Origin of the sequence: Pseudonocardia xinjiangensis (genome assembly GCF_012911925.1) — a bacterium.
GTDB classification, from domain to species: domain Bacteria; phylum Actinomycetota; class Actinomycetes; order Mycobacteriales; family Pseudonocardiaceae; genus Pseudonocardia; species Pseudonocardia xinjiangensis.
Genome location: NZ_JAAXKY010000005.1, coordinates 52,708 through 76,297, shown reverse-complemented (window position 1 = coordinate 76,297; position 23,590 = coordinate 52,708). Strand labels below are relative to the sequence as shown.

Below are 23,590 nucleotides of genomic sequence, written 5' to 3'. Positions count from 1 at the left end.
TCCTTACCGAATGCGTCGGGTTCGGCGATATTCCAGTCAGCGGAAACAATGGAGAGGTGGCGCGCGCGATGACGTACCTGGAGGCCGTGGCAACGTATCTGCCGCCGGAGAGCGTGCCCATCGACAAGGCCCTTGCGGGCCTGGACATCAGCGAATCGCAGATCCGGCTCTTCCAGCGCTTCTACGGGTTCTCCCGCATCCGGCGGGAGCCGACGGCCCGGCTGGCCGACCAGATGCTGTCGACCGCCGCGGGACTGACGGCGCTGCGTGGGCGGGAAAAGGATGTGCGCTATGTCGTGCAGGCACTCACCCTGCCCGTCTCCGCGCCCTATCCGAGCAATCCGGTGCACGACGTGCGCAGAGCGCTCGGGCTCGACCACGCCGTCACGTTCTGCCTGACCCAGCATGCCTGTGCGACCGGCCTGCTCGCCGTCGACGTGTGCGGCAAGCTCCTCGCCGCCGACGGCGACCCGAACGCCCTGGCGCTGATCTTCACCGGAGAGAAGGCCTACACCGCCTACTCGCAGCAGTTCATCATCGACACGGCCGTGATGGGCGAGGGGATGGCCGCGATCCTGGTTCGCCAGGGCGGTGACCGCGACGAGGTGATCTCCTACGTGACCCGCACGCACGGGCAGTTCAACCAGGCGCCGTGGCTGACCCACGAACAGGCCAGGGAGTTCGACCAGCTGTATCCCGAAGCCCTCGCCGAGGTGATGCTGGCCGCGGTGGAGCAAGCGGACCTCACCTTGGACGACATCACGTTCGTACTTCCGCATCACGTCAACCACAATTCGTGGAAGCGGCTGTCGAAGCGTATCGGATTTCCGATGAGCCGGATCTTCCTCGAAAACCTCCCGGAAGTCGGGCACTGCTTCTGTGCAGATCCTTTCATCAACTACCGCACCGTGTCCGAAACCGGCCGCCTGCGCCGCGGTGACTACTACATGATGGTGTCGGTCGGCCTCGGCGCGACATTCTCCGCGATGGTCTTCCGGCACTGACGAGAATTCTGGGAGGGAGGGCCATGCGGGTACTGCCTGACAACTTCAACGCCAGACTGAAGTCGGCCGTGGTGGGTACGGCGGACGCGAGCCTGGTGTTTCTGGGGAACTTCGAGGTCGAGGGCCGGTGGGCGATCGGCGAGGTCGGGCTGCGCGGCGTCGCCTTCGAGGCCGGCCGGGCCGTGGTCAACCGGATGGACGAGTTCGCCCTGCTGCTCGCCACCGAGGCCGACCACGTGGTCCTCAAGCAGGAACCCGACGCCGGCTACCTGGCCTACCTGGCCGACCTCGGGCTGGAACTGCCGCGGATCATCACCCCCGGCGGCCAGGACCCGCACCGCGTGGTCACCGAGGACGCCCTGGCCGATCCCGCGACGGTCGCCCGCCTGGCCCAGCTGGCGGACGAGGGCTGCTGGTTGTCCCCGCACGGGGTATCGACCTTGGAGGAGGAGCTCGCGCAGCGATCCGGCCTGCGGCTGGCCGCACCCGGCGCGGCGATCTGCAAGGCGGTCAACAGCAAGGTCTACAGCAGGCACCTGGCCGATGAGCTCGGTCTGCGCCAGGCACCGGGATGGGCCTGCGACACCCTGGCAGAGCTGGACGAGGCCGTCGCGGGTGCCCGCGCCCTGCTCGCCGGGGAGCGGAAGGTCGTGGTCAAGGACGCGTTCGGGGTCTCGGGCAAGGGCATCGCCGTGATCGAGACCGAGGACCGCCTCGCTCGGCTGCACCGGATGGTCGCCCGCAGGGCGGGCGGCGCCGAACAGCAGCGGGTCGGCCTGGTGGTGGAGGAGTGGGTCGCCAAGGACGCCGACCTCAACTACCAGTTCACGGTTGGCCGCGACGGCGCGGTCCACCTCGACTTCGTCAAGCAGGCGTTGACCGACGGCGGAGTGCACAAGGGGCACCGGTTCCCGGTCTCGCTCACCCCGGCACAGCTGGACGAACTGCACGAGGCCGCGGAGCGGATCGGGAAGCGGCTCGCGGACGACGGCTACTTCGGCGTGGTCGGGGTGGACGCGATGGTCGATCCGGACGGCGGCCTGTTCCCGCTGGTCGAGATCAACGCGCGCAACAACATGTCCACCTACCAGGCACTTGTCCAGGCGACCTTCGCCGGCGCCGGAAAGGTCGCGCTCGCCAGGCACTACGTGCTCCGGCTGCGGACCGAACTGGCCTTCGACGAGCTGCGCAGGCTGCTGGACGGCGTGCTGCTCGACCGCGACACCGGACACGGCCTGCTGGTCAACAACTTCGCCACGGTCAACGCGGCCGGTGCGGTGCGGGGCGCCGCGACCGAGCGGTCGTTCGACGGACGGCTGTACGGAATGGTCGTGGCCCGGTCGGCCGCCGAGCTGACGGCCCTGGACGACGAGATCACGGCACGCCTCGCGGCCGTGCAGGGAGGCGGTGGCGGATGACCGAGCTCGAGATACAGGGCATACCCGTCTCGGAGCTGGCGCGGGACTACGGCACACCCCTGTTCGTCTACGACGGCGATGTTCTCGCCGGCCAGTACGACGGGCTGCGCCGGCTCCTGCATCCGAAGCTGGAGATCTTCTTCTCGCTCAAGGCCAACCCGAACGTCTCCGTGTGTGCGCTGCTGCGGTCCAGGGGCGCGCGGGCGGAGGTGTCGTCCGCGGCGGAGCTCGTCACCGCGATCCGCGCCGGAGTTCCGCCGCGGGACATCGTCTTCGTCGGCCCGGGCAAGAGCGCCGACGAGCTGGCCGCCTGCCTGGACGAGGACATCTTCGCCATCGTCTGCGAGTCGCCGGGCGAACTGGAGCTGATCGACCAGCTCGCGCGCCTGCGCGGCACGGTCGCGCGCGTGGCGCTGAGGATCAACCCTGCGTTCGCCGTCAAGGGCTCCGGCCTGACCATGGGCGGCAAGCCCCGGCAGTTCGGCATCGACGAGGCGCAGCTCGACGAGCTCGGGAACGTGGCGCAGCGCTTCCCGGGTGTCCGGTTGATGGGCGTGCACGTGTACATGGGCACGCGCATCCTCGCCGAGGACGTCGTCATCGAGAACACCCGACGCATACTCGAGCTGGCTCGACGGGTGTCGGCCCGGCTGGAGTTCGAGCTGGAGCTGGTCGACATCGGCGGTGGCCTCGGAGTGGCGTACTTCGACGGCGAGCGCGACATCGATCCCTCGGTGCTGGCGGCGGGGCTCGAGCCGGTCATCGCGGAGTTCGCCGCGGCCAGTCCCCTGACCAGGCTCGTGATGGAGCTCGGCCGGTACCTCACCGCGCTCGCCGGCACGTATGTGGTGCGGGTCCGGTATGTGAAGACCTCGCTGGGGCAGCAGTTCGCGATCACGGACGGCGGTACCCACCACCACATGGCCGCGGTCGGTATCGGTTCGTTCGTGAAGCGGAACTTCCCGGTGCGGCTGCTCGACCGGGCGGAGGAACCGACCGAGCGCTGGACCGTGACCGGGCCGTTGTGCACTCCCAACGACACCCTGGCCAAGGACGTGGCCCTGCCCCCGGTACGGCCCGGTGACCTGCTGGGTGTGCTGCGATCCGGCGCCTACGGCCCGACCGCCTCACCCGTGCTGTTCCTCGGCCACGGCGCCCCGGCGGAGGTCCTGGTCCATGGTGGTCGGCCCCATCTGGTCCGGGACCGGGACCGCGCCGAGGATCTGCTGCGGCAACAGCATCTGCACGACTTCTCGGCGATCGACGGTGCCGAGTCGTCCGACCGATTCCGCCAACCGAAGGAACTGAAACGATGAACCAGGCCGTGAACCAGGCCGCGATCAGCGACAAGGTCGTCGCCACCATTGCCGCCATGGTCGAGGTCTCGCCCGACCGGCTGGAGTGGGACACGCGACTGTTCGACGATCTGGGGCTCGACTCGACGAGCGCGCTGGAACTGCTGATGCGGATCGAGGACGAAACAGGAATCGAGTTCGACGACGACACCCTCGAGCAGCAGCACTTCGAGACCGTCGGTTCACTCGTCGGGTATGCCCTCGATCAGCTGAAAGGATAGGCGACATGTACCCCGCACCGTCCGCCGCGCCCCCGGTTGCCGGCACGCCGACCTTGCGGCTGGCACGCATCGAGCGGCGGCTGTTCGGCCGTGGTGAGCCCTACAGCGCTGAGTTCGTCAGCTACTTCGCGGATCTGGCCGGACAGTTCGAGAAGCCCTTTCACGAGGAGTACTTCACGGCCGCGGCGCCGAACTCGTTCACCGATATGGTCACCGCGATCCTGCCCACGGCGGCGCAGCCGGGCGAAGCCTTCGACCTCGCGCTCATCGCACATTCCACGCCGGACTCCAGGCCCACGCGGCCTGCCTGCTACCTGTCGGACGTGCTCGCGGGAAACCCCTTGTCCTTCGCGTTGTCCGAGCAGGGTGTCACCGCGCCGTTCACCGCGATCCGGATCGCCGGTGAGTACGCGAGGGACGCAGCGTTCCGCCGGGCGATGGTGATCTCTCTGGATCAGAGCTTCCTGTGGAACGGCGCCGAGGACCGGTTGCCGGAGGGCACGCGGATGCCGGGTCGCGATTCGGCGGTCGCGGTGGTGCTGGCACCCGACGGTGCGCTCGGTCCGATGGCGGTCCGGAACGTCGCCGACGTGGCGGCCGGTGACGTGCGCCGGCTGGCGGCCGAGCAGTTGCGGGGTCTCGCCGCGTCCGGAACGCCGATGACGACGATCGCCGGAATCGGCGTCGACCCCGAACTCGCCGAGGATTTCCCGATCCGGTGGGCGCCTGCAGATCTGCCCTGCACCGGGGTGTGGTCGGAACTCGCCGACGGCCTCGAGCAGTGGACCGGGACGGGCCAGCGGGTGGTTCTGGTCGATTACGACCCGGTGTTACGGTACCTGTCGATCTGTACGGTTGATGTGCCCCGGGTGGAGGCGGAACCGTTGGCACGGGCGTGACAGCCGATGCGGCAGCATCATGCCGTCAGCAGGTCTCGACCAGCCGGGATATAAGCACGGTCAAGCACCGTCATCGCCTGTTAAATTAATTTTCAGCGACCGCAGCGCTGCTCGCTGCCAGGGGCCGAGAATTGTTGACAGGGGACTGCGATGACTGAGGTTTCTATCGAGTACGCCCGCGCCGGAGTGTCCGGACAATTGGTGTACGCGTTGCTTGCAGAGAACGAGGTGTTGCGCCGGGAACTGGCGGTCGTACTGCGCCGCCTGCCCGCCGTGGATGCCATTCACCAGTGCCCGGACTGGATCGAGGTGGAGCGCTTGCTGCGCTCCGTCAAGATCGACGTCCTGATTCTGACCTCTGGCGAAGCGCATCGGCTGCGGGCGTTGGGGCGTCACGAGATCCGGCCCAAGGTGCTCATGCTCATCGATGAGGCGCAGGCCGCCGACCCCGGGCCGCTGGCGGACCTGCCGGTGGACGGGTTCCTGTTGCGCCAGGAGTTGTCGGCGCGGTCGCTGCACGATGCGTTGCGGCGCATGAGAAGCGGGGAGATCCCGATGCCGACGGTACTCACGCGGCAGCTTCTCGGCCGGGTCGGAGCCCAATCGGGGAATCTGCGCCCGGTGTCCCTGACCGCCCGCGAGAACGAGACCCTCGCGCTGCTCGCTGAGGGGTTGAGCAACAAGCAGATCGCGCGCCGGCTCCGGATCTCCGAGCACGGCGTGAAGCGTCTGGTGGGCAGCCTGCTGCTGAAGCTCGGCTCGCCGAACCGGACCACGGCCGTGGTCACGGCCATGAAGTTCGGAATCATCGACGGCCTGTGACCGGAGGAGATGGTCGTGGCACTCCATCCACAGACTGATGCGGTTCTGCAGCTGATGACGGCGTCCTATCCCGATATCGGCGCCGGGGTCACCGACGCCGCGGCGGCCCGGCGGATGCTGAACCAGGTCAAGCAGCCACCGGCGCCGCGACTGCCCCGGGTGGAGGACCGGGTGATAGCCGGGCCCCCCGATATCGCGGTGCGGATCTACTGGCCGGCTGCGCAGACCGGGCCGCATCCGGTGATCGTCTATTTCCACGGCGGTGGCTTCGTCCTGTGTGGCCTGGACACCCATGACGGCCTCTGCCGGATCCTCGCCGCCGGTGTCCCGGCGATCGTGATCTCCGTCGACTACCGGCTCTCGCCCGAACACAAGTACCCCGCCGCCGTCGCGGACGCCTACCGCGCGATGTCCTGGGCGCACAGGCATGCGGAGTCGCTGGGCGGTGATCCGAGGCGGATCGTCGCTGCCGGGGACAGCGCGGGCGCGAACCTGGCGACGGTGACCTGCCTGCGGATCCGCGACAGCGGCGGACCGCCGGTCGCGTTCCAGCTGCTGCTCTACCCGTGGGTGGACTTCCTGGCCGACCTGCCGTCACGCCGGGACAACGCGGAGGGCTACTACCTGACGGCAGCGCACCTGCGCTGGTTCGAACAGCAGTATCTGAACGAGCCCGTCGAGGCGGCGCATCCGTACGTGTCGCCGCTGCGCGCGGAGAACCTCGCGGATCTGCCGCCCGCGATGGTGCTCACCGCGGAGTACGACCCGCTTCGGGACGAGGGCGAAGCCTACGGGTCGCGGCTGGCCGAAGCCGGCGTACCGGTACAGGTCTACCGGGCCGATGGCCTGTTCCACGCCTTTCTCGGTATGGTGGACTTCCTGCCGGGCGCCCGGGAGGCCGCCGAGACCGTATGTGCGGCAGTGCGTTCGGCGGTCGGGTCGCACCTGTACAGCTAGTGCGGCGGCCACCGCACTAGTTGGTCTGGCGCAGCTGGAGCACCGTCGTGCGGTGCTCCACCGCCGGCTCGGGTGCCGGCATCAGCAACCCCCACCGGCTGGCCAGTGCGATCGCCTCGTGCCGGTTGCGCACGCCCATGCGGGCATAGAGGTCGGAGAGCCGGCGGAAGATCTCACGCTGCGAGTACCCCTCGTTGCGGGCGAGGCGCACGACCGACGTTCCCCTGGCGATGGCGCGCAGCCAGCGGATCTCGTCCTCGCGCAGGGTCCCCCCCTCGGGGCGCTCCACGGACGACTCGGCCAGTGCCCGGACGATCGGAGCCGGGAGCAGGGACTGTCCGGCGAGGGCCGCACGCACCACAGCGAGGATCTCGTCGGGCGTGGAGTCCCACTGCACCCCGCCGTGGGCACCGGCGCGCAGTGCGCCGCAGAAGTCCTCGATCGCCGGCGAGACCAGGACCGCCACCACGATCAGTTCCGGGAACTCCGCGAGCAGCGCGCGGATGGTGTGCATGTCCGCGGCATGGATGGTCACCACCGCGGCGTCGAGCTGGTCGTAGGACGTCCGGAACTCGGGAGGTTCCGGCTCGGCGACCTCGAAACCGCCCTGTTCGAGGACGGCCGCCAACCCGGCGCGAAAGGTCGGGATGCGATCGACGACGGCTACCTTCCCGGTCACGACTCGTCTCCTTCCGAAGATAGGGGCTTCAGCTCCCCGAAATGGCTGCGGCGGCAACCGTGGTCCCCGCCGCGCTGGCACGGACCCGTGGGTGGACCGGGGTCAGACGCGGGTGGGGATACCCGCACACAGCGTCTCGAGCAGTTCCGGCGGCGCGTCGAGGAACCGCTCGTGGCGGCCCTCGAACAGCTCGAAGGTGGTGTCGCCGCACGCCGACCAGCCGGTCATCCGGTCGGGTCGGACCTCGTCGTCGTCGGTCCAGCCGATGGCCGTGACCGGGCAGGTCACGCGCCGGGGTTCGGGCACGACGTAGCGCCGGTTCAGCTCGACGTCGGCGCGCAACATCGCGAGGTAGACGGCGACCAGCTCGCGGTGGGGCTCCTTGCCCTGGCTGCGGATCGTGGACTCCAGCTCCGCGGCCAGGTCTGCGTCGTCCATGTCCAGCATCCGCCCGGCCGGACCGTCCTGCGGGGCCACTTGCGACGACACGTACAGATGAGTCGGCGACGCCCCGCCCGCGGCCTCGAGCTGGACGGTCACGTCGTACGCGATCAGCCCCGACCAGCAGTGACCGAAGAAGGCGAACGGGACGTCGAAGTAGGGCCCGAGGCCGTCGATCATGTCGTGGGCCAGCTCACCGAAGGAGCCCGGCATCGGTTCGGTGAAGCGCGTCAGCCGTCCCGGCAGCTCGACCGGCAGGAACTCGACGCCACGCAGCCGCTCGGGCCAGCTGCCGAACACCGCGGCGCCGTAGCCGGCGTGGGGGAGACAGAAGACCCGCCCGGCCGCTGTGGGCGACGGTTTCCGCGTGAGCCAGGCGCCCGCCCCGATGACGGTCATGACAGCGCCTCCGACTCGGCGATGGTGGTCCGGGGCCCCATGTCGGCGCGGGCCCGCTTCTCGGGGTAGACGAACCGGAGCAGGACTCCGGTCATGGCGGTCGTCACCAGTGCCATCACGACCATCAGCGAGTAGAGCCCGGTGTCGATCACGTGCAGCTGCAGACCGACGGTCAACGCGATGAGCTCGGTGAGTCCCCGGGTGTTGAGGAGGATCGCGAGTACGGCCGAGTGGCGTGGCTGCACTCCACTGAGCCGCGCGCCGGCGAACGCGCCGAGCCCCTTGCCGCCGATCGCGACGAGCAGGATCAGCCCCAGGTCGAGGAGCGCCTTCCCGTCGACCTTCGACAGGTCGACGCTGGTTCCCGCGACCATGAAGAAGATCGGGAGCAGGAGCACCGAGCAGGTCCGGCCGACCCACCGCTGCGTCCACGCGCGCAGCCGCGCACCGTGATCGCGTGGCATGGCCACGCCGAACAGGAAGGCGCCGAAGATCAGATGCAGACCCATCCACTGGGTCGCCTCCGCGGACAGCCACAGCCCGCCCGCCACGATGACCAGTACCCCGGCCGCGCCGACCCGGCCGGAGACCGGACGCCTCGTCCACCCGGCCGTCTCCGCCCGCGCGGCCGACCGGGCCAGCAGCGGCCGAACCACGAGCAGGAGAACCGCGGCGTACGGCACGACCAGCAGCACCTGCCACAGGCCCGCGGCCGCGCCGGCCAGAGCGGTGACCACGGCGAGCAGCGACCAGGCCAGGATGTCGTCGATGGACGCGCAGGCCAGCGCCAGCGCGCCGATCGGTGTCGCGAGCAGCCCCCGGTCGGTCAGGATCCGGGCCAGTACCGGGAACGCGGTGATCGCCATCGCGGTTCCCAGGAACAGGACGAATGCCGGCTGCTTGGTGCTGGGATGGTGGCCGAGCAGGTACAACGCCAGCACACCGCCGAGCGCGAACGGCAGGACGATGGCGCAGAGCGCCACGCCGGAAGCGATGCGGCCCTGGCCGCGCAGCAGGTTCCGATCCAGCTCCACACCGACGAGGAACATGAAGACGGCGACGCCGACGTTGGCGAGCATGGTCAGCCATGGCTGGACCTCGGCCGGGAACAGCGTGCGGGTCAGCGCACCCCCGAACAGGGTGGGCCCCAACAGGATCCCGCCGAGGATCTCGCCGATCACGGCCGGCTGGCCCAGCCGTCGAGCCAGCAGCCCGAGTATCCGGGCCGCGCCTGCGATCACCACCAGGTCCAGCAGCAGGACCGCGGCCGGGTGCGCGGTCACCCGGTCAGCCCTTCGAGCTGTGGTGCGCGGTCGTCGTGGACCCCGTCGCGAAGCACCGCCGTGCCGAGCACCTGGACCCGGTCGCCCGCGTCGCGCAGCTCGAGCCGGCCGCCGCGCTCGGACAGCTGCACCGCGGTGAGCCGGTCCCGGCCCAGCCGCCGCCCCCAGTACGGGATGAGCTTGCAGTGCGCGGTGACACAGACCTGGTCCTCGTTCACCCCGAGGGCCGGGAAGAAGGTCCGGGAGACGAAGTCCACCCCGTCGCCGCCGCGCGCGGTCACGATGTGGCCGCGAAAGGGCTGGGCGGCCAGCGCCGCGAAGTCCGGGCGCAGGGCCCCCACCGTCGTGGGCGACTCGACCTCGATCAGGACGTCGTCGCCCGACACCGCGCAGGTCACGGCATCCGTGCCGAGCGCGTCGAGCAAGCCGGGCGGCGGGGCGCACTCGGTCAGTGACGAGGTGGGCAGGTCGATGGCGATCAGGTCGTCGAGCCGCTCCGCGTGCAGCACGCCGTTGGCGGAGACGAACGTCAACCGGGTCACGTCGCTGCCGGTCAACAGCACCCGCGCGCTGGCGATCGTCGCGTGCCCGCACAGGTTGATCTCCTTGTACGGGGTGAACCAGCGCACCCGGTACTCCGCGGCCCGGTTCGGTACCACGAAAGCCGTTGTCGGCAGCCCGATCCGGTGCGCGGTCGCCTGCATCTCGGTGCCGGCGGGGAACTCCGGGACCTGGACGACCGCGGCCGGGTTGCCCGCGCACTGCGCGTCGGCGAACGTGTCAACGATGTGATGGCGCATTCCCGCGGTCCTCCTCCCGGGTGGACAGGCTCCGGAACATCAGATCGATGGCCGCGCCCATGCCCCAGACCTCCCGGTACGGCGGCCCTTCCGGACCCGTGTCGATGTCCCGCTGGCGCGCGTAGGCGACCGTGGTCCACTCCGGTGTCGAGGGATACCGGTGGTGGTAGTCGTGGTTCGGCAGGTCCCCGACCACGACCAGCAGCCGCGAGGGCAGGTGGTAGCAGAGGGTGGCCGCCGCCCACCGCAGCCCCGCCAGCGGGCCGTCGCCGCGGGCCGGAACCGCCGACCCGCAGAACCTGGCGGACGTGTTGGCCGCGGTGTAGAACCGGTGACCCAGGTCGGGGTCGCGCGGCGCCAGCCACTCGTGCTCGCCCATGCGATCCAGCAGTGCACTGAGCTGGGCGAACAGAATGACCGGCACCACGAATGCCAGCAGCAGCACCAGCCAGCCGTGCGGTAACCAGAACGGCAGCGACAGCCACCAGCCGATCCACGCGGTGATCGCGAGCAGGCGCACGGGCCCGCCCTTAAGGTTGCTGACGAGACGGGCGGCGAACCCGTTCCAGTAGAAGGCCGGCGACAGGAACACCACCCAGGCGCGGCGCCACAGGGTCGTCCTGCTCAGTCCCGGCCGGAAGCCGAGGGCTTCCAGCGACTGGAACGGCGGGTCGGCCTCGGTGGCGAAGATCTCCCGGCGGTGATGGTTGTCGAAATGCTCCTCCTTGAAGTCACGGAAGGTGTGGAACACCGACAGCACCGTGACGACCTCACCCCAGAACGCGTCCCATCGCTTGCTGCCCGAGAACCGCCGGTGCAGCGCCTGGTGGGCGATGACCAGGACCATGAGCCGCTCCCCGTGCACCGTGAGCAGCCAGCCGACCAGCAGCGCGACGTACCACCACGGGAACATCAAGGTCACGGCGAGCGTGGACACGGTCAGGCCGGCCAGGAAGACGGTGAGTGTCATGGCCAGGTAGGTGGCCCAGGTATGCCGGATGAGGGGTTTCTGCCCCGGCAGCGCCCGGCCCGTCTGCCACGTCCAGAAGTGCTGTGTCCAGCCGGGGAAACGGAGGTAGCTGGCCCGTACGTCGTCCATGACACCCACCTCGATCAGACGCGGACGCCGGTCTCTGTGGCGAGCCGGTCGAAGAACGCCGTCCAGAGCTCCCACATCTCATCGGCCGAGCGCAGAACGACGTCCTCCTGCTCGGCGGTCATCCCGGTGAGCAGCGCGTGGTTGGCCTGGTCGACGTGGTCGGGTTCCTGTTGCACGTGGATCGTGACCCACGCGTTGTCGGTGACGCCGGTGGCGTGCTCGACGGCCTTGCCGATGCTGGACACCATGAGCAGGTCGGTGTTCTCGGTGGCGAAGATGGATCCGAGCGCGCTCTCCGGCGCCTCCGAGGTCCGGCGGTATCCCTCGACCAATGCGGCGGTCTCCGGGTACGGCGCGGTCCCGGTGACCCGCTCGGCGTCGAATCCGCACTTGCGCATCGAGTCGACGTAGATCACCTCGTGGGCCCTGGTCGCCTTGCCACCGCCCGCCTCCTGATTCAGGATCCGCGTGATCGCGCTCTTGGCGGCGATATCCGGCAGGACGGATACGCAGCGGGCGAGGAACGTCGGGAAGTAGTGGAGGGGGTGCCACCATTGCTCGATGAGAATGGTGGCCTGTTCCTTGGTGAGCTCGGCGTTGTCGACGCCCGCGAAGAACCGGTGCTCGCGGAATCGCTGGTACACCGGGCTGGCGTCGAGTCGGTCGCCGACCGTTAGCGTCGTGGTCATTCTGCTTACCACTCCTTGCTGTCGGATCGATCGAGGGTGAAGTAGCTCATCAGTTCCTGGGCGTGTGGCAACACGGCCCGGTCCTTGCTGGCGCGGGCGAGCTCGGTGATGGTGTTCCAGGCGAAGTCCTCGCCGCCGTCCCAGCGGAAATGCGTCTTGATGACGATGCTGAAGATCTCTCCGAAGTTGTCCATCGTCAGCAGGTCCGCGAGCTGCAGCAGGTGCGCGCGGTGCGAGTCGGGCAGTGGTGGCCGCGCCACCCGGGACCGGGCCGGGATCCGGTCGTCGGTCTCGGCCTGCGCCACGTTCACCAGCGGCCCGGTGCCCGCCCGATCGGCGAAGTCGAGCATCAGATGGATGCGCGGAGTGCGGGTCAGCGACACCACCGAATGGATCTGCGCCGCGTCGAAGAACCAGACCTCGCCCGTCCGCATCCGGTACACGACGTTGTCCGCGCTGAAGAAGCAGCTGTCGTGCGTGACGAGCGGAATGTGCATCCGGTGAGCCGGTTTCGCGTCCTCGGGCACGTCGGTCAACTCGAGGTAGTCGCGGTGCGGCATGATCACGCTGTCGGTGACCTCGACCAGCCGGACGAACTGCAGCCGGTCCAGATCGGCCAGATCCGAGATGAGCTCCTGGAGATAGGGGAGCTGAGTTCCGTACTCGGTGAAGGTCGGCCGCTGGTCGTAGGTGTACTCGGTGACCAGTCCGCTACCGACGTCCCCGCCCGCGGCCCACAGGATGGCGTTCTTCCACGGGCCGCCGATGAGGTAGTTGCTGTAGGCCTCGGAGTAGCGGAACGACTCCGCCTGCGCGAGGTCCTTCGCCAGCCGCTCCTCGTCGAGCGGAATGTCTGCCACGTACTGCGTTTTCATCGGACCACGCTTCCCTCTCCCACTGGAGTGAACGGCTCGCCCCAGGCGTTCTCGTGCGCCATTCGGTTCAGCCCGTACCGGTCCTCGCCCGCCACCAGGACACAGCCGTGCCGGTCGAGCTCGAAGTGGTGGCCGAACTCGTCGAACTCGGTCATGCCGCCGTAGACCCGGACGTGGGTGGGCACCACGCGGATGGCGAAGCCCATGCGCTGGCGGCGGCTGACATTGGGGGTGGAGCCGTGGATGCAGCGCGCGGTGAAGATGAAGAACTGACCGGGCCGCATCTCCAGGTAGCGGACGTCCTCCTGCTCCGGGTCCCAGTTCTTGTCGATCTTGATGTCGTCGTAGTTGTAGCCGAAGAACGAGTTGTTCTTGGCGGCGTTGTTCCACTTCATCGGCGCGTGCTCGTCGTAGCGCCACTTGCGGTGGCTACCGGGGATCACCTTCATGCAGGCGTTCTCCTTCGCCGCCTCGGTGAACGCGACCCAGCAGGTCAGCTCCGTCGGGATGCCCGGCGAATGCTCGGTGGCCTCGAGCATGCCCTTGCTGGTCTCACCGATCGCGTACGTCTCCACCTGGTGCCAGCCGGTGCCCGCGTCGCCCGGGTTCTTCGGGAAGAACTCGGTGCGCCAGCAGAGGATGTCCGGGCCGATGAGCTCCTGCATCCGGCGGACGATCTCCGGTTCGGTGATGAGCTTGCTCAGGCCGGGGATGTCCAGGTGCCGGTCGTAGTTCACCGGGTTGTCGAAAACCTTGCGCGCGCTGGCCTCCGGGTTGAGCAGCGCCTTGCGCTGTTCCTTCCAGAAGGCGGTCATCTCGTCGGGCTCGAACAGGGTGAACGGCCCGATGTACCCCTGTTCGGCGAATGTCTTTGCGTTGTCCTCAAGATCCATGCTGCGTGCTCCCTTCCGCGCCGACCCGTTCCAGCGCAGCGTCGAGCCGCGCCGCCGCCTCGGCGACGTTTTCTCCCCTGATGAAAGTCGAGTGCTCGCCGGTGATCGGAATGACCGTCAGCGGACCGGTGCACAGGTGCCGCATGGCGGCGGTCAACGTCGCGCGGAGTTCCGGCTCGGCTCCGGCGGCATCGAACAGATGGACCGGGCCGGGATACGGTCGGGGCTCGTACCGCATCGCCGCGTTCATGCATGCCCGCGCGGTGTCCAGCACCTTGCGCAGGTACGCGCTCGACGCCTTCGCCGTGATGGGCGCGCCCATCAGCTGGAGCCAGGTCGGTCCGGACGTCAGCTCGACCAGTTCGGCGTCGGTCGTGGCCGGGTCGTCCAGCCGGGCCGCCACGGTGTCGAGCATGTGCAGGAACGGGGTCTCGGCCATCGGCAGCCCGGTGATCGGGTCGATGACCGGGTTGGCGTCGAACAGGCCGAGGAACTCCACACCGGCCCCGGTGGCGCGCAGCTGCTGCGCCATCTCGTAGGCCAGGACGCCACCGAACGACCAGCCGGCCAGCCAGTACGGGCCGTCCGGTTCGACGGTGCGCAGCTGCTCGACGTGGGTCCGCGCGATCTCCGTCAGCGTGCTGCCGAACTCCGGCGGGTCGCCCGTCCACCCGATCCCGAGCAGCCGGGCGGGCGCGGTGGAGGCATGGGCCAGCTCCCGGTAGCCCAGCAGCTCGCCGCCGAGCGGATGCACGAAGTAGACGCCACGGCCGGACGGGCCGGGCCGGAGCGTGATGACCTGCGACGACTGGTGCCGGGGTCGCGGTGCCGAGGTGGAGCCCAGCGCGTCGGCCAGCTCGTCGACCGTGGTGTAGTCCAGCAGCAGCGACAGGTCGACCGGCCGGCCCAGCAGCTGCCCGAGCTCGGCCACCACCCAGGTGGCCAGCAGCGAGTCGCCGCCGACATCGAAGAAGTCGTCGTCCCCGGCGAACTCGTCGTGGCCGAGGACCCGGGCCCAGATGTCGGTGATGGTGTCGGTGAGCGAGGCCGTGTCCGCGACCGGCGTGTTCTCGGGTGCGGCAGGCAGCTCCAGCTCGGCGAGGGCGCGCCGGTCGACCTTGCCCGTCGCGGTCCGCGGCAGCGCCGCCACGTGCACGTACCGTGCCGGAACCATGTAGGCGGGGAGCAGGCCGCGCAGGTGCTCGGTGATGTCCCGGTGCGTGACCGCGCCATGGCTCTGCACGTAGCCGACCAGGACCGACACGCCTTCGGCGACCTCGCGCAGATCGACTGTGGCCGCGTCGATCTGCGGGTGGTGCAGAAGGGCCTGCTCCACCTCGCCCGGCTCGACGCGGAAGCCGCGGACCTTGAGCTGTTCGTCGGCGCGGCCGAGGAACTCGTACTGGCCGTCGGCGGCCACGCGAACCAGGTCTCCGGTGCGGTACAGCCGCTCACCGGCGTCGAACGGGCTGGCGATGAACCGTTCCGAGGTCTGGGCGGGGTCACCCAGGTACCCCTGGGCCAGACCGGTACCGCCCACGTACAGCTCGCCGACGCCTCCGTCGGACAGGTCGTGCAGCTGCCCGTCCAGCACCCGGCAGACCACTCCGCCCACCGGCGTGCCGATGCCCGGTATCTCCGGCCACCCGGTCGGGTCGGAGGGCAGGGTCAGGCTGGTGACCAGGTGCGCCTCGGTCGGGCCGTAGTGGTTGTCCAGCCGGCAGTGGGGCATGGCGGCGAACAGGTCGCGGATGGCCGGGGTGACGATCAGCCGCTCGCCTGCCGTCACGACGCACCGCAGCGAGTCCGGGGTCACCCCTCGGCGGCCGGCCTCGACGGCCAGTAGCTGCAGGGCGACATACGGCAGGAACAACCGCTGGATCCGGTGGCGCACGATCGCATCCAGCAGCGCGGCGGGACCGCGGCGTACGTGCTCGGACGCCACCACCAGACAGCCGCCCCCGGCGAGGGTGGACAGCACCTCCTGGAACGTCACGTCGAAGGAGGTCGCGGTGAACTGCAGTGTCCGCAGCCCGGTCTCACCGCCGGCGAGCTGCCAGGAGATCAGCCGGGACAGGCCGCGATGGGGCATCCCGACGGCCTTGGGGACGCCGGTGGATCCCGAGGTGTGCATCACGTACGCCAGCGCGTCCGGGTCCACCGGCGTCGGCTGGAACGCTTCCGGGGGACCGGCGGGATCGACGACGGTGACTCCGGTCGGCAGCCGCTGCGCGCCGGCCGGGTCGGCGACCGCCACCCGACAGCCGAGGCGCGCCACCATCGCCGCCGTGCGCGCGTCGGGGGCGGTGACGTCCAGCGGGCAGTAGGCGACACCGGCGGTGAGCGCCGCCAGCATGGCGATCACCGTGTCGGCCGAGCGCTCGAGAAGCACCGCCACGGGGTGCTGCGGCTCGGCACCGGCCGCGCGAAGCCGCCCCGCCAACGCGTCGACCCGGTCGATCAGAGCGGCGTAGGTCAGCGACTCGCGCTCGTCGACCAGCGCCTCCTGGTGCCCGGCGGCTCGGGCCCGTGCACGGATCAGGTCGACGGGGAACAGAGTTTCCGGCCTGTCGGCCACCGATCGCGTCACGGTTTCCATGCATCGCCTTCCCGATCGGACCCACTGCGGCGGCAGCTGCCAATTGCCGGGGCCGACGTTAAATTCCGGCGATTATGAAACGGCAGTCACGTGATCAGGTGACGTGGCGCCGCGGCGCAGGTCGTCCGCGCGCTGTCCACTGAATGCGGGACAGGAAATTTCGAAGGGACAAGAGGAATCTGGAAGCGTCGCTTTGTCCCTCGAGGACCAGGAGCCCGGCCCCTTGGAGCGTTCATGACACCCGACTCCACCACCGCGACAGCATCGCCATCCGCCCCGCCAGCCGCGCCGGCCGCCCCGCGTCTCGAGTCGAATGGCGACGGGGGCGTGACGGCCCCTCCGGAATGCGCCGGTCCCGTCGCGATCCCGGCGGACCTGCTCGGCCGGTTGCACCGCCTGGCCGTGGCCGCACGGACGGAGGACTTCGTCGGGCTGTCGATCGGTGCGACGGTGCTGGCGCAGCGGCTGTCCCGGCTCGGTTCCACCCGCCGGGTCCGGGTGGTCCAGGGACACCGCGAGGCCACCACACCGGTGCCCGCCGATCTCGACGGCAGCTTCCGTGCGGCGTTGTGCCGGGCCGGTGAGCTGCGGAAGGCGCCTGCTCCGGCGGAGACCACCGACCAGCGCGTCGACGTCACGATCGTGGTCTCGCAGGACGGCACGTGCCTGTATGCGGAGAGCATGGTCAGCTCGGCCGACGCCCCGTCCGCCCTGTGCTGGGCGCGGACGTTCGTGCAGCTGCTCACGGGCCTGGCGCGTGATCCCGACGCGCGGATGGCCACGCTTCCCCTGATCGACGCGGCCGAGCGCGAGCGGATCCTGCACGGCCTCAACCGGTACCAGCGGCCCGAGATCCGGCACCGCACGATGGCCGAGCCGTTCGAGGAACAGGCGGAACGCACCCCCGACGCCGTCGCGCTGCTGGACGAGTCCGGCACCGCGGTCGGCTACCGGGAGCTGAACACGCGTGCGAACCGGCTGGCGCACTTCCTGATCCGGCAGGGCGTGGGCCCCGGCACCCGCGTCGGCATCTGCCTGCGCCGCGGCATCCATCAGATCGTCGCGATCTACGCGGCGGTGAAAACCGGCGCCACCTACGTGCCGCTGGATACCGAACTGCCCGACGCCCGCCTGGCCTACATACTCGACGACACCGCGCCGACGCACATTCTGACCGATGCGGCCGGCCGGAACCGAATTCCCGGCGGCTCGTGGCACCTCGTCGATGCCGAGCGCGAGCACGACGATTGCGCCGCCACCAATCCGATCGTCGCCACCTCACCGGCGGGGCTTCTTCACATTCTGTACACCTCCGGTACCACCGGCCGTCCGAAAGGTGTCGCCTACCCCACCGCCGGCGCGCTGGCCAACCTGGCATACATGCAAGCCAGATACCCGTTCGAGCCCGACGACTGTGCGCTGTTCAAGACCTCGGCCGCATTCGACGTCTCCATCTGGGAGATCTTCTGGCCGCTCTACCACGGCGCGTGCCTGGTGATCTGCCGGGACGGCGAGCACCGGGACCCGCGTCATCTCGCGCGGCTGGTCGAGAGCCACCCGGTGTCGATCATCTTCCTGCCGCCGACCGTGATGAGCCCGTTCCTGGAGCAGATCTCGGCCGAGCGGACCCGCCTGCGCTGGACGCTGTGCGGCGGTGAGCCGGTGACCCCGCGGATCCGGGACACCTTCTACGCCACCCTGCCCGGCACCACGCTGCTCAACTGCTACGGGCCCACCGAGGCGAACAGCGTCACCGACATGCCGCTGCCGGACGAGCCGGGAACCCCGGTGCCGCTCGGCCGCCCGGCCACCAACTTCCGGATCCGGATCTTGGACGAAGACCTCGAACCGGTGCCGGTCGGCATGCCCGGCGAGGCGTACATCGGTGGCGAGATCGGTGTTGCTCACGCGTACTGGCGAGCACCGGGCCGGACCGCGGAGCGGTTCGTCCCCGACCCGTACGGTCCGCCTGGATCCCGCATGTACCGCACCGGTGATCTGTGCCGGTACCGGATGGACGGCGTCCTGGAACACCTCGGACGTATCGATCGGCAGATCAAGATCCGGGGGCTGCGCATCGAGCCGGGCGAGATCGAGTCGGTGCTGGCCAGCCATCCGGCGGTCGCCGACTGCGCGGTCATCGCGCACGACACCCCGGTCCGGCTGCTCGCCTTCGTGGTGCCCGCCGCCGGGACCGCCGTCGACGACCTCGACCTCGGTGCGATCGAACGGTTCGCGGCCCGGTTCCTGCCCGGCCACATGCGGCCCGAACAGCTCGTGCCGATGCCCCGCATCCTGACCGACGTCAACGGCAAGATCGACAACCGGGCGCTGGTCGCGGCAGGGCAGGACCGCGCCGACCGCGAACACGGGTTCGTTCCGCCCGCGGACGATCTCGAGGCGGCCGTTGTCGACATCTATCGCAGGGTCCTGGGGACCGACCCCGTCAGCGTGCTGGACACCTTCACCCAGCTCGGGGGCAACTCCATGCTGGCGTTCATCCTGTTCGACGAATGCCTGCAGACCCTCGGTGCCCAGCCGGGGCCGGCGGAGCTGCTCACCGGCACCGTCCGCGAGGTCGCGGCCGCGATCCGCCATGCCCGGTTCTCCGCCGCACCGGCAGGCAGCTCGCCGGACGCATCCATGGGCTGAGTCCGCCGGGCGAGCAGGCACTGCTGCTACTCGCGCCGACCCACCAGTGCATACGCCCGGATGGGAAAGGTCCCCATCCCGGCGACGGCGATCGGCGCACCATGAAACCGGAAGTCCCGGTCCGGCAGGCGATCGAGTCCGGTCATGTGCTCGATGATCGGGATAGCGGCCGCCAGCAGCCCGGTGTGCGCCGGCCGGGACAGGTCAGCCATGTCATCGATGTTCACCGAGTCGATGCCGACGACGGCAGGCCGGAGTGCGGCGAGCAGTTCGGTCGCCTCCGCCGTGAGATACGGATGGCCCGGATCGGCGTACTCGACGGTGCCCCAGTGCCGGTCCCAGCCGGTGTGCACGAGAACCGCGCGGCCGGGGATCAGAGCCCGGTACGGGGACAGGTCCGCCGCGCCGACAGCCCGGCGTTCGGCACGGATCACGACCCCGTCCAGATCCACCAGGCCCGACAGCGGCACTCCGGCCAGGTCGGCGCCGTCGCCGAACCGATGGAACGGTGTGTCCAGGTACGTCCCGGTGTTCGCGACCATCGAGATGCGCCCGATCTGGAACTCCGTGCCCGGCGCGTACCGGCCGCGGGAGTCGGCGCGCGACAGATGGTCGGTGATCTCCGGCCCCGGCAGCCCCGGATAGGTGGTCATCCCGGCCACGACGACGTGGCTGAGATCGACGACCCGGGTCTCACCGCCCATTGCGTCCACTACGGACCGCATCGGTGATCGTGGAGTGGGTCAACCAGGGGCCGTAGGAGTACTCGCTCATCCACTGGTCGAAGTTCTCGCGGAAACGCGAGTAGTAGAGCCCGTGCTCGGACCGCAGGCGCAGCACCTGCATCGTGCCCCGGGCCAGGCGCAGCCGGACCGTTCCCGTCAACGGTTCGTCCAGCTTCGCCAGGCACTGCGCCAAGCTCTGTGCCAGATGTCCGTACCAACCGCCGTGCACGACCAGGTTCGTCCATTCCTGAGCGAGCGTCGCGCGGACCGAGAACTCCCGCATGCCGAACACCGCGTTGGCCAGCGCGCGGTGCGCGGTCGTGATCACCGCTGCCGCCGGCGCTTCGCGGACCTCGTGGTTCTTCACGCCGAACGGGAGGTCCTCCAGACCGGAGAAGCGTCCGATGCCGTGCAGGCCGCCGAGCACGTTCAGCGTCGACACCAGATCGCTCAGCGGGGTGGGTTGACCATCGATCTCGAACGGCAGGCCGCGGTCGAAGGAGATGTCGATCTCCACGCCACCATCGGGGCAGTCGTCGATGTCGCGCGTCAACGTGAAGACGGTCTCGTCGAGGATGTTCTCCGGATTCTCCAGCGGTCCGGACTCGATGACGCGGGCCCACGGGTTCGCGTCCACGCTGTAGATTCCCGTTTCGAAGGAGATGCCGGCCTCGCGCAGCATCTCCACCTTGGTGTCGCGCGGGACCTGTGATCCCAGGAAGGGCGCGGCGATGACGATGTCCCGGTCGAGAGCGGCGATCGAGCCGCTGAGCCGTAGCGAGCTGTTCTGCGTGTAGGTGGCCGTGTGTGCCACGGCGTCGCAGCCGAGCTGCCGGGCAGCATCCACCGCGACCTTGGCCATGAGCGGCCGGGTCAGGGTCGAGCCCACCGGGAACTGGCCCTGGTAATAGGCATCCGCATGGATCGCCGCGGGCAGGAAATCGGTGAAGAATTCGCGGGAGGCGTCGACGGCGTGCAGGCTCACCCCGAACTTGGCCGCGCGCCACTTCGCCACGTCGGAATCCACCTCGCCGGCATCGCCGAAGCGGACCTGGAGGGCCGACACCTCGATGTTGCGGCGCGCCAGCCACTGCAGCAGATAGGTGCCGTCCACGCCGCCTGAGTACAGCAGCAGCACGTGCCGCGGGGCGCAGCTCTCCAGCTCGTCCAGCGAACTGACGAAAGGAAGCATCGGTCCTCCTGTCGGGAGCGGTTTCGATATGTTTCGCGTCATCTGCCGAGATCCCGGCCCAGCCGCCGTACCGAGAACAAGAGCCCGGCCACGACCATGAGGAGGAGGTAACCGATGGGCACGACCAGGGCCATCCCGAAGTCGCCGATCGTCAGCGCCCGGAGAAGTGCGATCGACTGGTAGAGCGGGCTGAGCTGAACTATCACCTGCAGCCACTCCGGGTACTGCTGAATCGGGAAGAACGTGCCCGAGAACAGGAAGAGCACGGTCTGGGCCACGGTGATGATGTCGAAGTCCTGCCATCCGCGCAGCAGGGTGCTGAGGCCGATGCCCACGGCCGCGAAGGCGGCGATGACCAGGATCGTCGCCACGAACGCGACGAGGGCGTTGCCGACGCCGACGACCCCGGCCACGACCATGACGGCGACGAAGATCGCGCTGAGCATCGTGACCCGGATGATCTCCCAGAGCCAGTCCGCGACGACGACCTCGGCCGGGCTGACCGCGGCGGTCGAGATCATAGTGAACATGCCGAGATGCCGATGCCGGGTGTAGAAGCTGAATATCGACGCCGAGATCGCGCCGGACATGCAGGACACCGCCAGCATCGCCGGGGCCACGAACTGGATGTAGCTCAGCTGATGGCTGTCCACCGGGATCGTGCTGTCGATGAGGCTGCCGACCCCGAGGCCCATGGCCAGCAGGTAGAGCACCGGTTCGGTGACGGCGGTCAACCAGATGACGCCGAGCAGCGTCAGCGCTTCCCTGGTGCGGAAGCTGTAGGTGAAGAAGTACTCCAGTACGGCGCCGACGCGTGCCGCCGAGACGCGAGGCGCGGTCGGGACCGGAGTCGAGACGTCAGTGGTGACCATGGCTCCAGAATCAATCCGTGAGGCGCCGGCGATAGGTGATGTTCGCCAGGAACCAGCCGGCGACTATCCAGGCCAGGAGGTAGGCGAAATGCAGTGCCACCGTCATCGGGGTGGCTGTCCCGAAGGCGAAGTCGCGCATGAGCTCGACGGCGTGGGTCAGCGGTGAGAGGTACGAGAGCGGTTGGATGAAGGCGGGAAGCTGGCTGATCGGGAACAACACGCCGGAGAACAGCGTGGCCGGCAGAATGACGAACCGGGCCAGCACCAGGAACCAGTCCTGGTCGTTGATCGCCGCCGAGAAGGCGGTTGTCGGCGTCGCGATGGCGAGGGAGACGGCACCGCAGACGAACGGCGCGGAGATGGCCAGACCCGGAGTCAGCGCGCCGGCCAGCCAGATGACGATGAGGAAGGCGGCCACGGCCAGTTCGGTCGCGATGAGGACATAGATCAGCCAGCCTCGGATCATGTCTTGTATGCGCACCGGCGTCGAGCGCATGGCCTTGATCCCGCCCACCCACTCGAACTCGCTCAACACGCCGTAGGTCGATTCGTTCGCGCCGGTCTGGAACGCCGTCGAGGCAATCAGACCCGGGGTGATCCACTGCAGATAGTCATGCCCGTCGACCTGGTGGATGTAGCCGCCGACACCCAGGCCGATACTGGTGAGGAACAGGACCGGAAGTATGAACAGCGAGAATGCGGACGCCCGCCACAGCCGTTGATAGAGAAGCATGTGGCGCTCGAGGACCGTGATCGTTGGGTTCGCCATGATTACTCGGCCAGCGTCCGTCCCGTCAGGCGCAGGAACACGTCCTCCAACGTGCTCCTGCGAATCGTCAGTCGTTCCGGCGTCAGTCCGCGACGGTGTACCTCTTTCGCCGCTTCCTCGCCGTTCGCCACGTAGAGCACGATGCGGTCGGCCAGTACGTCGAACTGCTCACTGATGCCCTTCAGCGGGGCGGCGGTCTCTTCGGTCGGAGTCTCGGAGAACCACAGCTCGACGACCTCCTGGCTGACGTTCTCCTTGATGAGCATCTGCGGTGTGCCCTCGGCGACGATGTGACCGTGATCCATGATGACGATCCGGTCGCAGAGCTGCTCCGCTTCCTCCATGTAGTGAGTGGTCACGACGAGCGTCGTGCGCCTCTGCTTGAGCTCGAGCAGGCGCTGCCACACCACATGCCGCATCTGTGGGTCCAGGCCGGTCGTCGGTTCGTCCAGGAACACCATCTCGGGGGAGTTGACCAGTGCTCGGGCGATCGCCAACCGCCGTTGCATGCCGCCGGACAGTTCCCCAGCCTTGCTCACGGCCTTCTGCTCGAGCTGGGCGAACTCCAACATCTCCGCCGCGCGCCGCCGGCACTCGGACCTGGAGAATCCGAAGTACCGGGCGTACGTGGTCAGGTTCTCGACCACCTTGATGTCCAGGTCGAGGTTGTTCTCCTGGTGCACGATGCCCAGCCTGCCGCGAATTCTGGCCGCCTCCCGGCGGGGGTCCGTCCCCAGTACGGTCAGCGCTCCGCTGGTCGGCTGCGAGATGCAGCTCAGCATCCGCATCGTTGAGGATTTCCCGGCCCCGTTCGGTCCGAGGAGTCCGAAGCACTCGCCCGAATACACATCGATGTTGATCGCGTCCACGGCGGTGAACTCCCCGAACCGCTTGGTCAGGTCTCGACCGAGGACGGCCATGTCGTCGAGCGGTGGCCCGAACTCCGT

Annotated in this window: 22 protein-coding genes; 8 read left to right on the top strand and 14 right to left on the bottom strand. The window is 69.0% G+C overall.

Annotated features, from left to right (window positions below; all coding sequences use genetic code 11):
- Window positions 1-68 precede the first annotated feature (68 nt).
- The 7 genes from HF577_RS03485 to HF577_RS03455 all read left to right on the top strand — a co-directional run bounded on the left by HF577_RS03485 (window position 69) and on the right by HF577_RS03455 (window position 6,676).
- Window positions 69-1,004, top strand: coding sequence for a 3-oxoacyl-[acyl-carrier-protein] synthase III C-terminal domain-containing protein (locus tag HF577_RS03485; protein ID WP_169394246.1), 936 nt, complete (start codon window positions 69-71; stop codon window positions 1,002-1,004).
- A 23-nt stretch (window positions 1,005-1,027) separates the two neighbouring features.
- On the top strand, window positions 1,028-2,422 hold the full coding sequence (locus HF577_RS03480) for a preATP grasp domain-containing protein (protein WP_169394245.1): 1,395 nt from the start codon (window positions 1,028-1,030) through the stop codon (window positions 2,420-2,422).
- Window positions 2,419-3,738 (top strand): type III PLP-dependent enzyme, encoded by a 1,320-nt coding sequence (locus HF577_RS03475; RefSeq protein ID WP_169394244.1) that lies wholly within the window; start codon window positions 2,419-2,421, stop codon window positions 3,736-3,738. The genes HF577_RS03480 and HF577_RS03475 overlap by 4 nt, the downstream gene beginning before the upstream one ends.
- Window positions 3,735-3,998, top strand: coding sequence for an acyl carrier protein (locus HF577_RS03470; RefSeq protein ID WP_169394243.1), 264 nt, complete (start codon window positions 3,735-3,737; stop codon window positions 3,996-3,998). The genes HF577_RS03475 and HF577_RS03470 overlap by 4 nt, the downstream gene beginning before the upstream one ends.
- A gap of 5 nt (window positions 3,999-4,003) precedes the next feature.
- Complete coding sequence (locus HF577_RS03465; RefSeq protein WP_211173730.1) at window positions 4,004-4,897, top strand: hypothetical protein; 894 nt, start codon at window positions 4,004-4,006, stop codon at window positions 4,895-4,897.
- 150 nt (window positions 4,898-5,047) lie between these two features.
- The gene (locus HF577_RS03460) at window positions 5,048-5,719 is read left to right on the top strand and encodes a response regulator transcription factor (RefSeq protein WP_169394241.1); all 672 of its coding nucleotides are present in this window, start codon (window positions 5,048-5,050) and stop codon (window positions 5,717-5,719) included.
- A gap of 15 nt (window positions 5,720-5,734) precedes the next feature.
- Complete coding sequence (locus tag HF577_RS03455; protein ID WP_312858919.1) at window positions 5,735-6,676, top strand: alpha/beta hydrolase; 942 nt, start codon at window positions 5,735-5,737, stop codon at window positions 6,674-6,676.
- 16 nt (window positions 6,677-6,692) lie between these two features.
- On the opposite strand, the gene HF577_RS03450 is transcribed toward HF577_RS03455, so the two are convergent.
- The 9 genes from HF577_RS03450 to HF577_RS03410 form a co-directional block, all read right to left on the bottom strand.
- The gene (locus tag HF577_RS03450) at window positions 6,693-7,355 is read right to left on the bottom strand and encodes a response regulator transcription factor (RefSeq protein WP_169394239.1); all 663 of its coding nucleotides are present in this window, start codon (window positions 7,353-7,355) and stop codon (window positions 6,693-6,695) included.
- A gap of 102 nt (window positions 7,356-7,457) precedes the next feature.
- Window positions 7,458-8,195 (bottom strand): thioesterase II family protein, encoded by a 738-nt coding sequence (locus HF577_RS03445; protein ID WP_169394238.1) that lies wholly within the window; start codon window positions 8,193-8,195, stop codon window positions 7,458-7,460.
- On the bottom strand, window positions 8,192-9,478 hold the full coding sequence (locus HF577_RS03440) for a cation:proton antiporter (RefSeq protein WP_169394237.1): 1,287 nt from the start codon (window positions 9,476-9,478) through the stop codon (window positions 8,192-8,194). Before HF577_RS03440 ends, HF577_RS03445 begins: the two co-directional genes overlap by 4 nt.
- Entirely contained in the window at window positions 9,475-10,278 is an 804-nt protein-coding gene (locus HF577_RS03435) for a PhzF family phenazine biosynthesis protein (protein ID WP_169394236.1), read from the bottom strand. The genes HF577_RS03440 and HF577_RS03435 overlap by 4 nt, the downstream gene beginning before the upstream one ends.
- Window positions 10,259-11,377: a fatty acid desaturase gene (locus HF577_RS03430; RefSeq protein ID WP_169394235.1), complete on the bottom strand. Its 1,119-nt coding sequence runs from the start codon at window positions 11,375-11,377 to the stop codon at window positions 10,259-10,261. The genes HF577_RS03435 and HF577_RS03430 overlap by 20 nt, the downstream gene beginning before the upstream one ends.
- Window positions 11,378-11,391: 14 nt before the next feature.
- Window positions 11,392-12,066, bottom strand: a complete 675-nt coding sequence (locus HF577_RS03425) for a TenA family transcriptional regulator (RefSeq protein WP_169394234.1) — start codon at window positions 12,064-12,066, stop codon at window positions 11,392-11,394.
- 5 nt (window positions 12,067-12,071) lie between these two features.
- Window positions 12,072-12,926 (bottom strand): aspartyl/asparaginyl beta-hydroxylase domain-containing protein, encoded by an 855-nt coding sequence (locus HF577_RS03420; RefSeq protein ID WP_211173729.1) that lies wholly within the window; start codon window positions 12,924-12,926, stop codon window positions 12,072-12,074.
- 11 nt (window positions 12,927-12,937) lie between these two features.
- Window positions 12,938-13,834 carry a chlorinating enzyme gene (locus HF577_RS03415; RefSeq protein ID WP_169394232.1) on the bottom strand — a complete coding sequence of 299 codons (897 nt, stop codon included), beginning with the start codon at window positions 13,832-13,834 and terminating at the stop codon, window positions 12,938-12,940.
- On the bottom strand, window positions 13,824-16,424 hold the full coding sequence (locus tag HF577_RS03410) for an amino acid adenylation domain-containing protein (RefSeq protein ID WP_211173728.1): 2,601 nt from the start codon (window positions 16,422-16,424) through the stop codon (window positions 13,824-13,826). Before HF577_RS03410 ends, HF577_RS03415 begins: the two co-directional genes overlap by 11 nt.
- A gap of 336 nt (window positions 16,425-16,760) precedes the next feature.
- Between HF577_RS03410 and HF577_RS03405 the strand changes: the two genes are divergently transcribed.
- Window positions 16,761-19,085, top strand: a complete 2,325-nt coding sequence (locus HF577_RS03405; RefSeq protein ID WP_169394230.1) for a non-ribosomal peptide synthetase — start codon at window positions 16,761-16,763, stop codon at window positions 19,083-19,085.
- 26 nt (window positions 19,086-19,111) lie between these two features.
- Here HF577_RS03405 and HF577_RS03400 read toward each other — a convergent pair whose 3' ends face one another.
- From HF577_RS03400 to HF577_RS03380, 5 genes are read right to left on the bottom strand one after another with little or no spacing between them, the layout of a single operon-like run.
- Window positions 19,112-19,789: a cyclase family protein gene (locus HF577_RS03400; RefSeq protein ID WP_211173727.1), complete on the bottom strand. Its 678-nt coding sequence runs from the start codon at window positions 19,787-19,789 to the stop codon at window positions 19,112-19,114.
- Complete coding sequence (locus HF577_RS03395; protein WP_169394228.1) at window positions 19,779-21,002, bottom strand: argininosuccinate synthase domain-containing protein; 1,224 nt, start codon at window positions 21,000-21,002, stop codon at window positions 19,779-19,781. Before HF577_RS03395 ends, HF577_RS03400 begins: the two co-directional genes overlap by 11 nt.
- Window positions 21,003-21,040: 38 nt before the next feature.
- Entirely contained in the window at window positions 21,041-21,874 is an 834-nt protein-coding gene (locus HF577_RS03390; protein ID WP_169394227.1) for an ABC transporter permease, read from the bottom strand.
- 10 nt (window positions 21,875-21,884) lie between these two features.
- Window positions 21,885-22,643 (bottom strand): ABC transporter permease, encoded by a 759-nt coding sequence (locus HF577_RS03385; RefSeq protein ID WP_169394226.1) that lies wholly within the window; start codon window positions 22,641-22,643, stop codon window positions 21,885-21,887.
- Window positions 22,644-22,645: 2 nt separating this feature from the next.
- The gene (locus HF577_RS03380) at window positions 22,646-23,563 is read right to left on the bottom strand and encodes an ABC transporter ATP-binding protein (protein WP_169394268.1); all 918 of its coding nucleotides are present in this window, start codon (window positions 23,561-23,563) and stop codon (window positions 22,646-22,648) included.
- Between the last annotated feature and the right edge of the window lie 27 nt (window positions 23,564-23,590).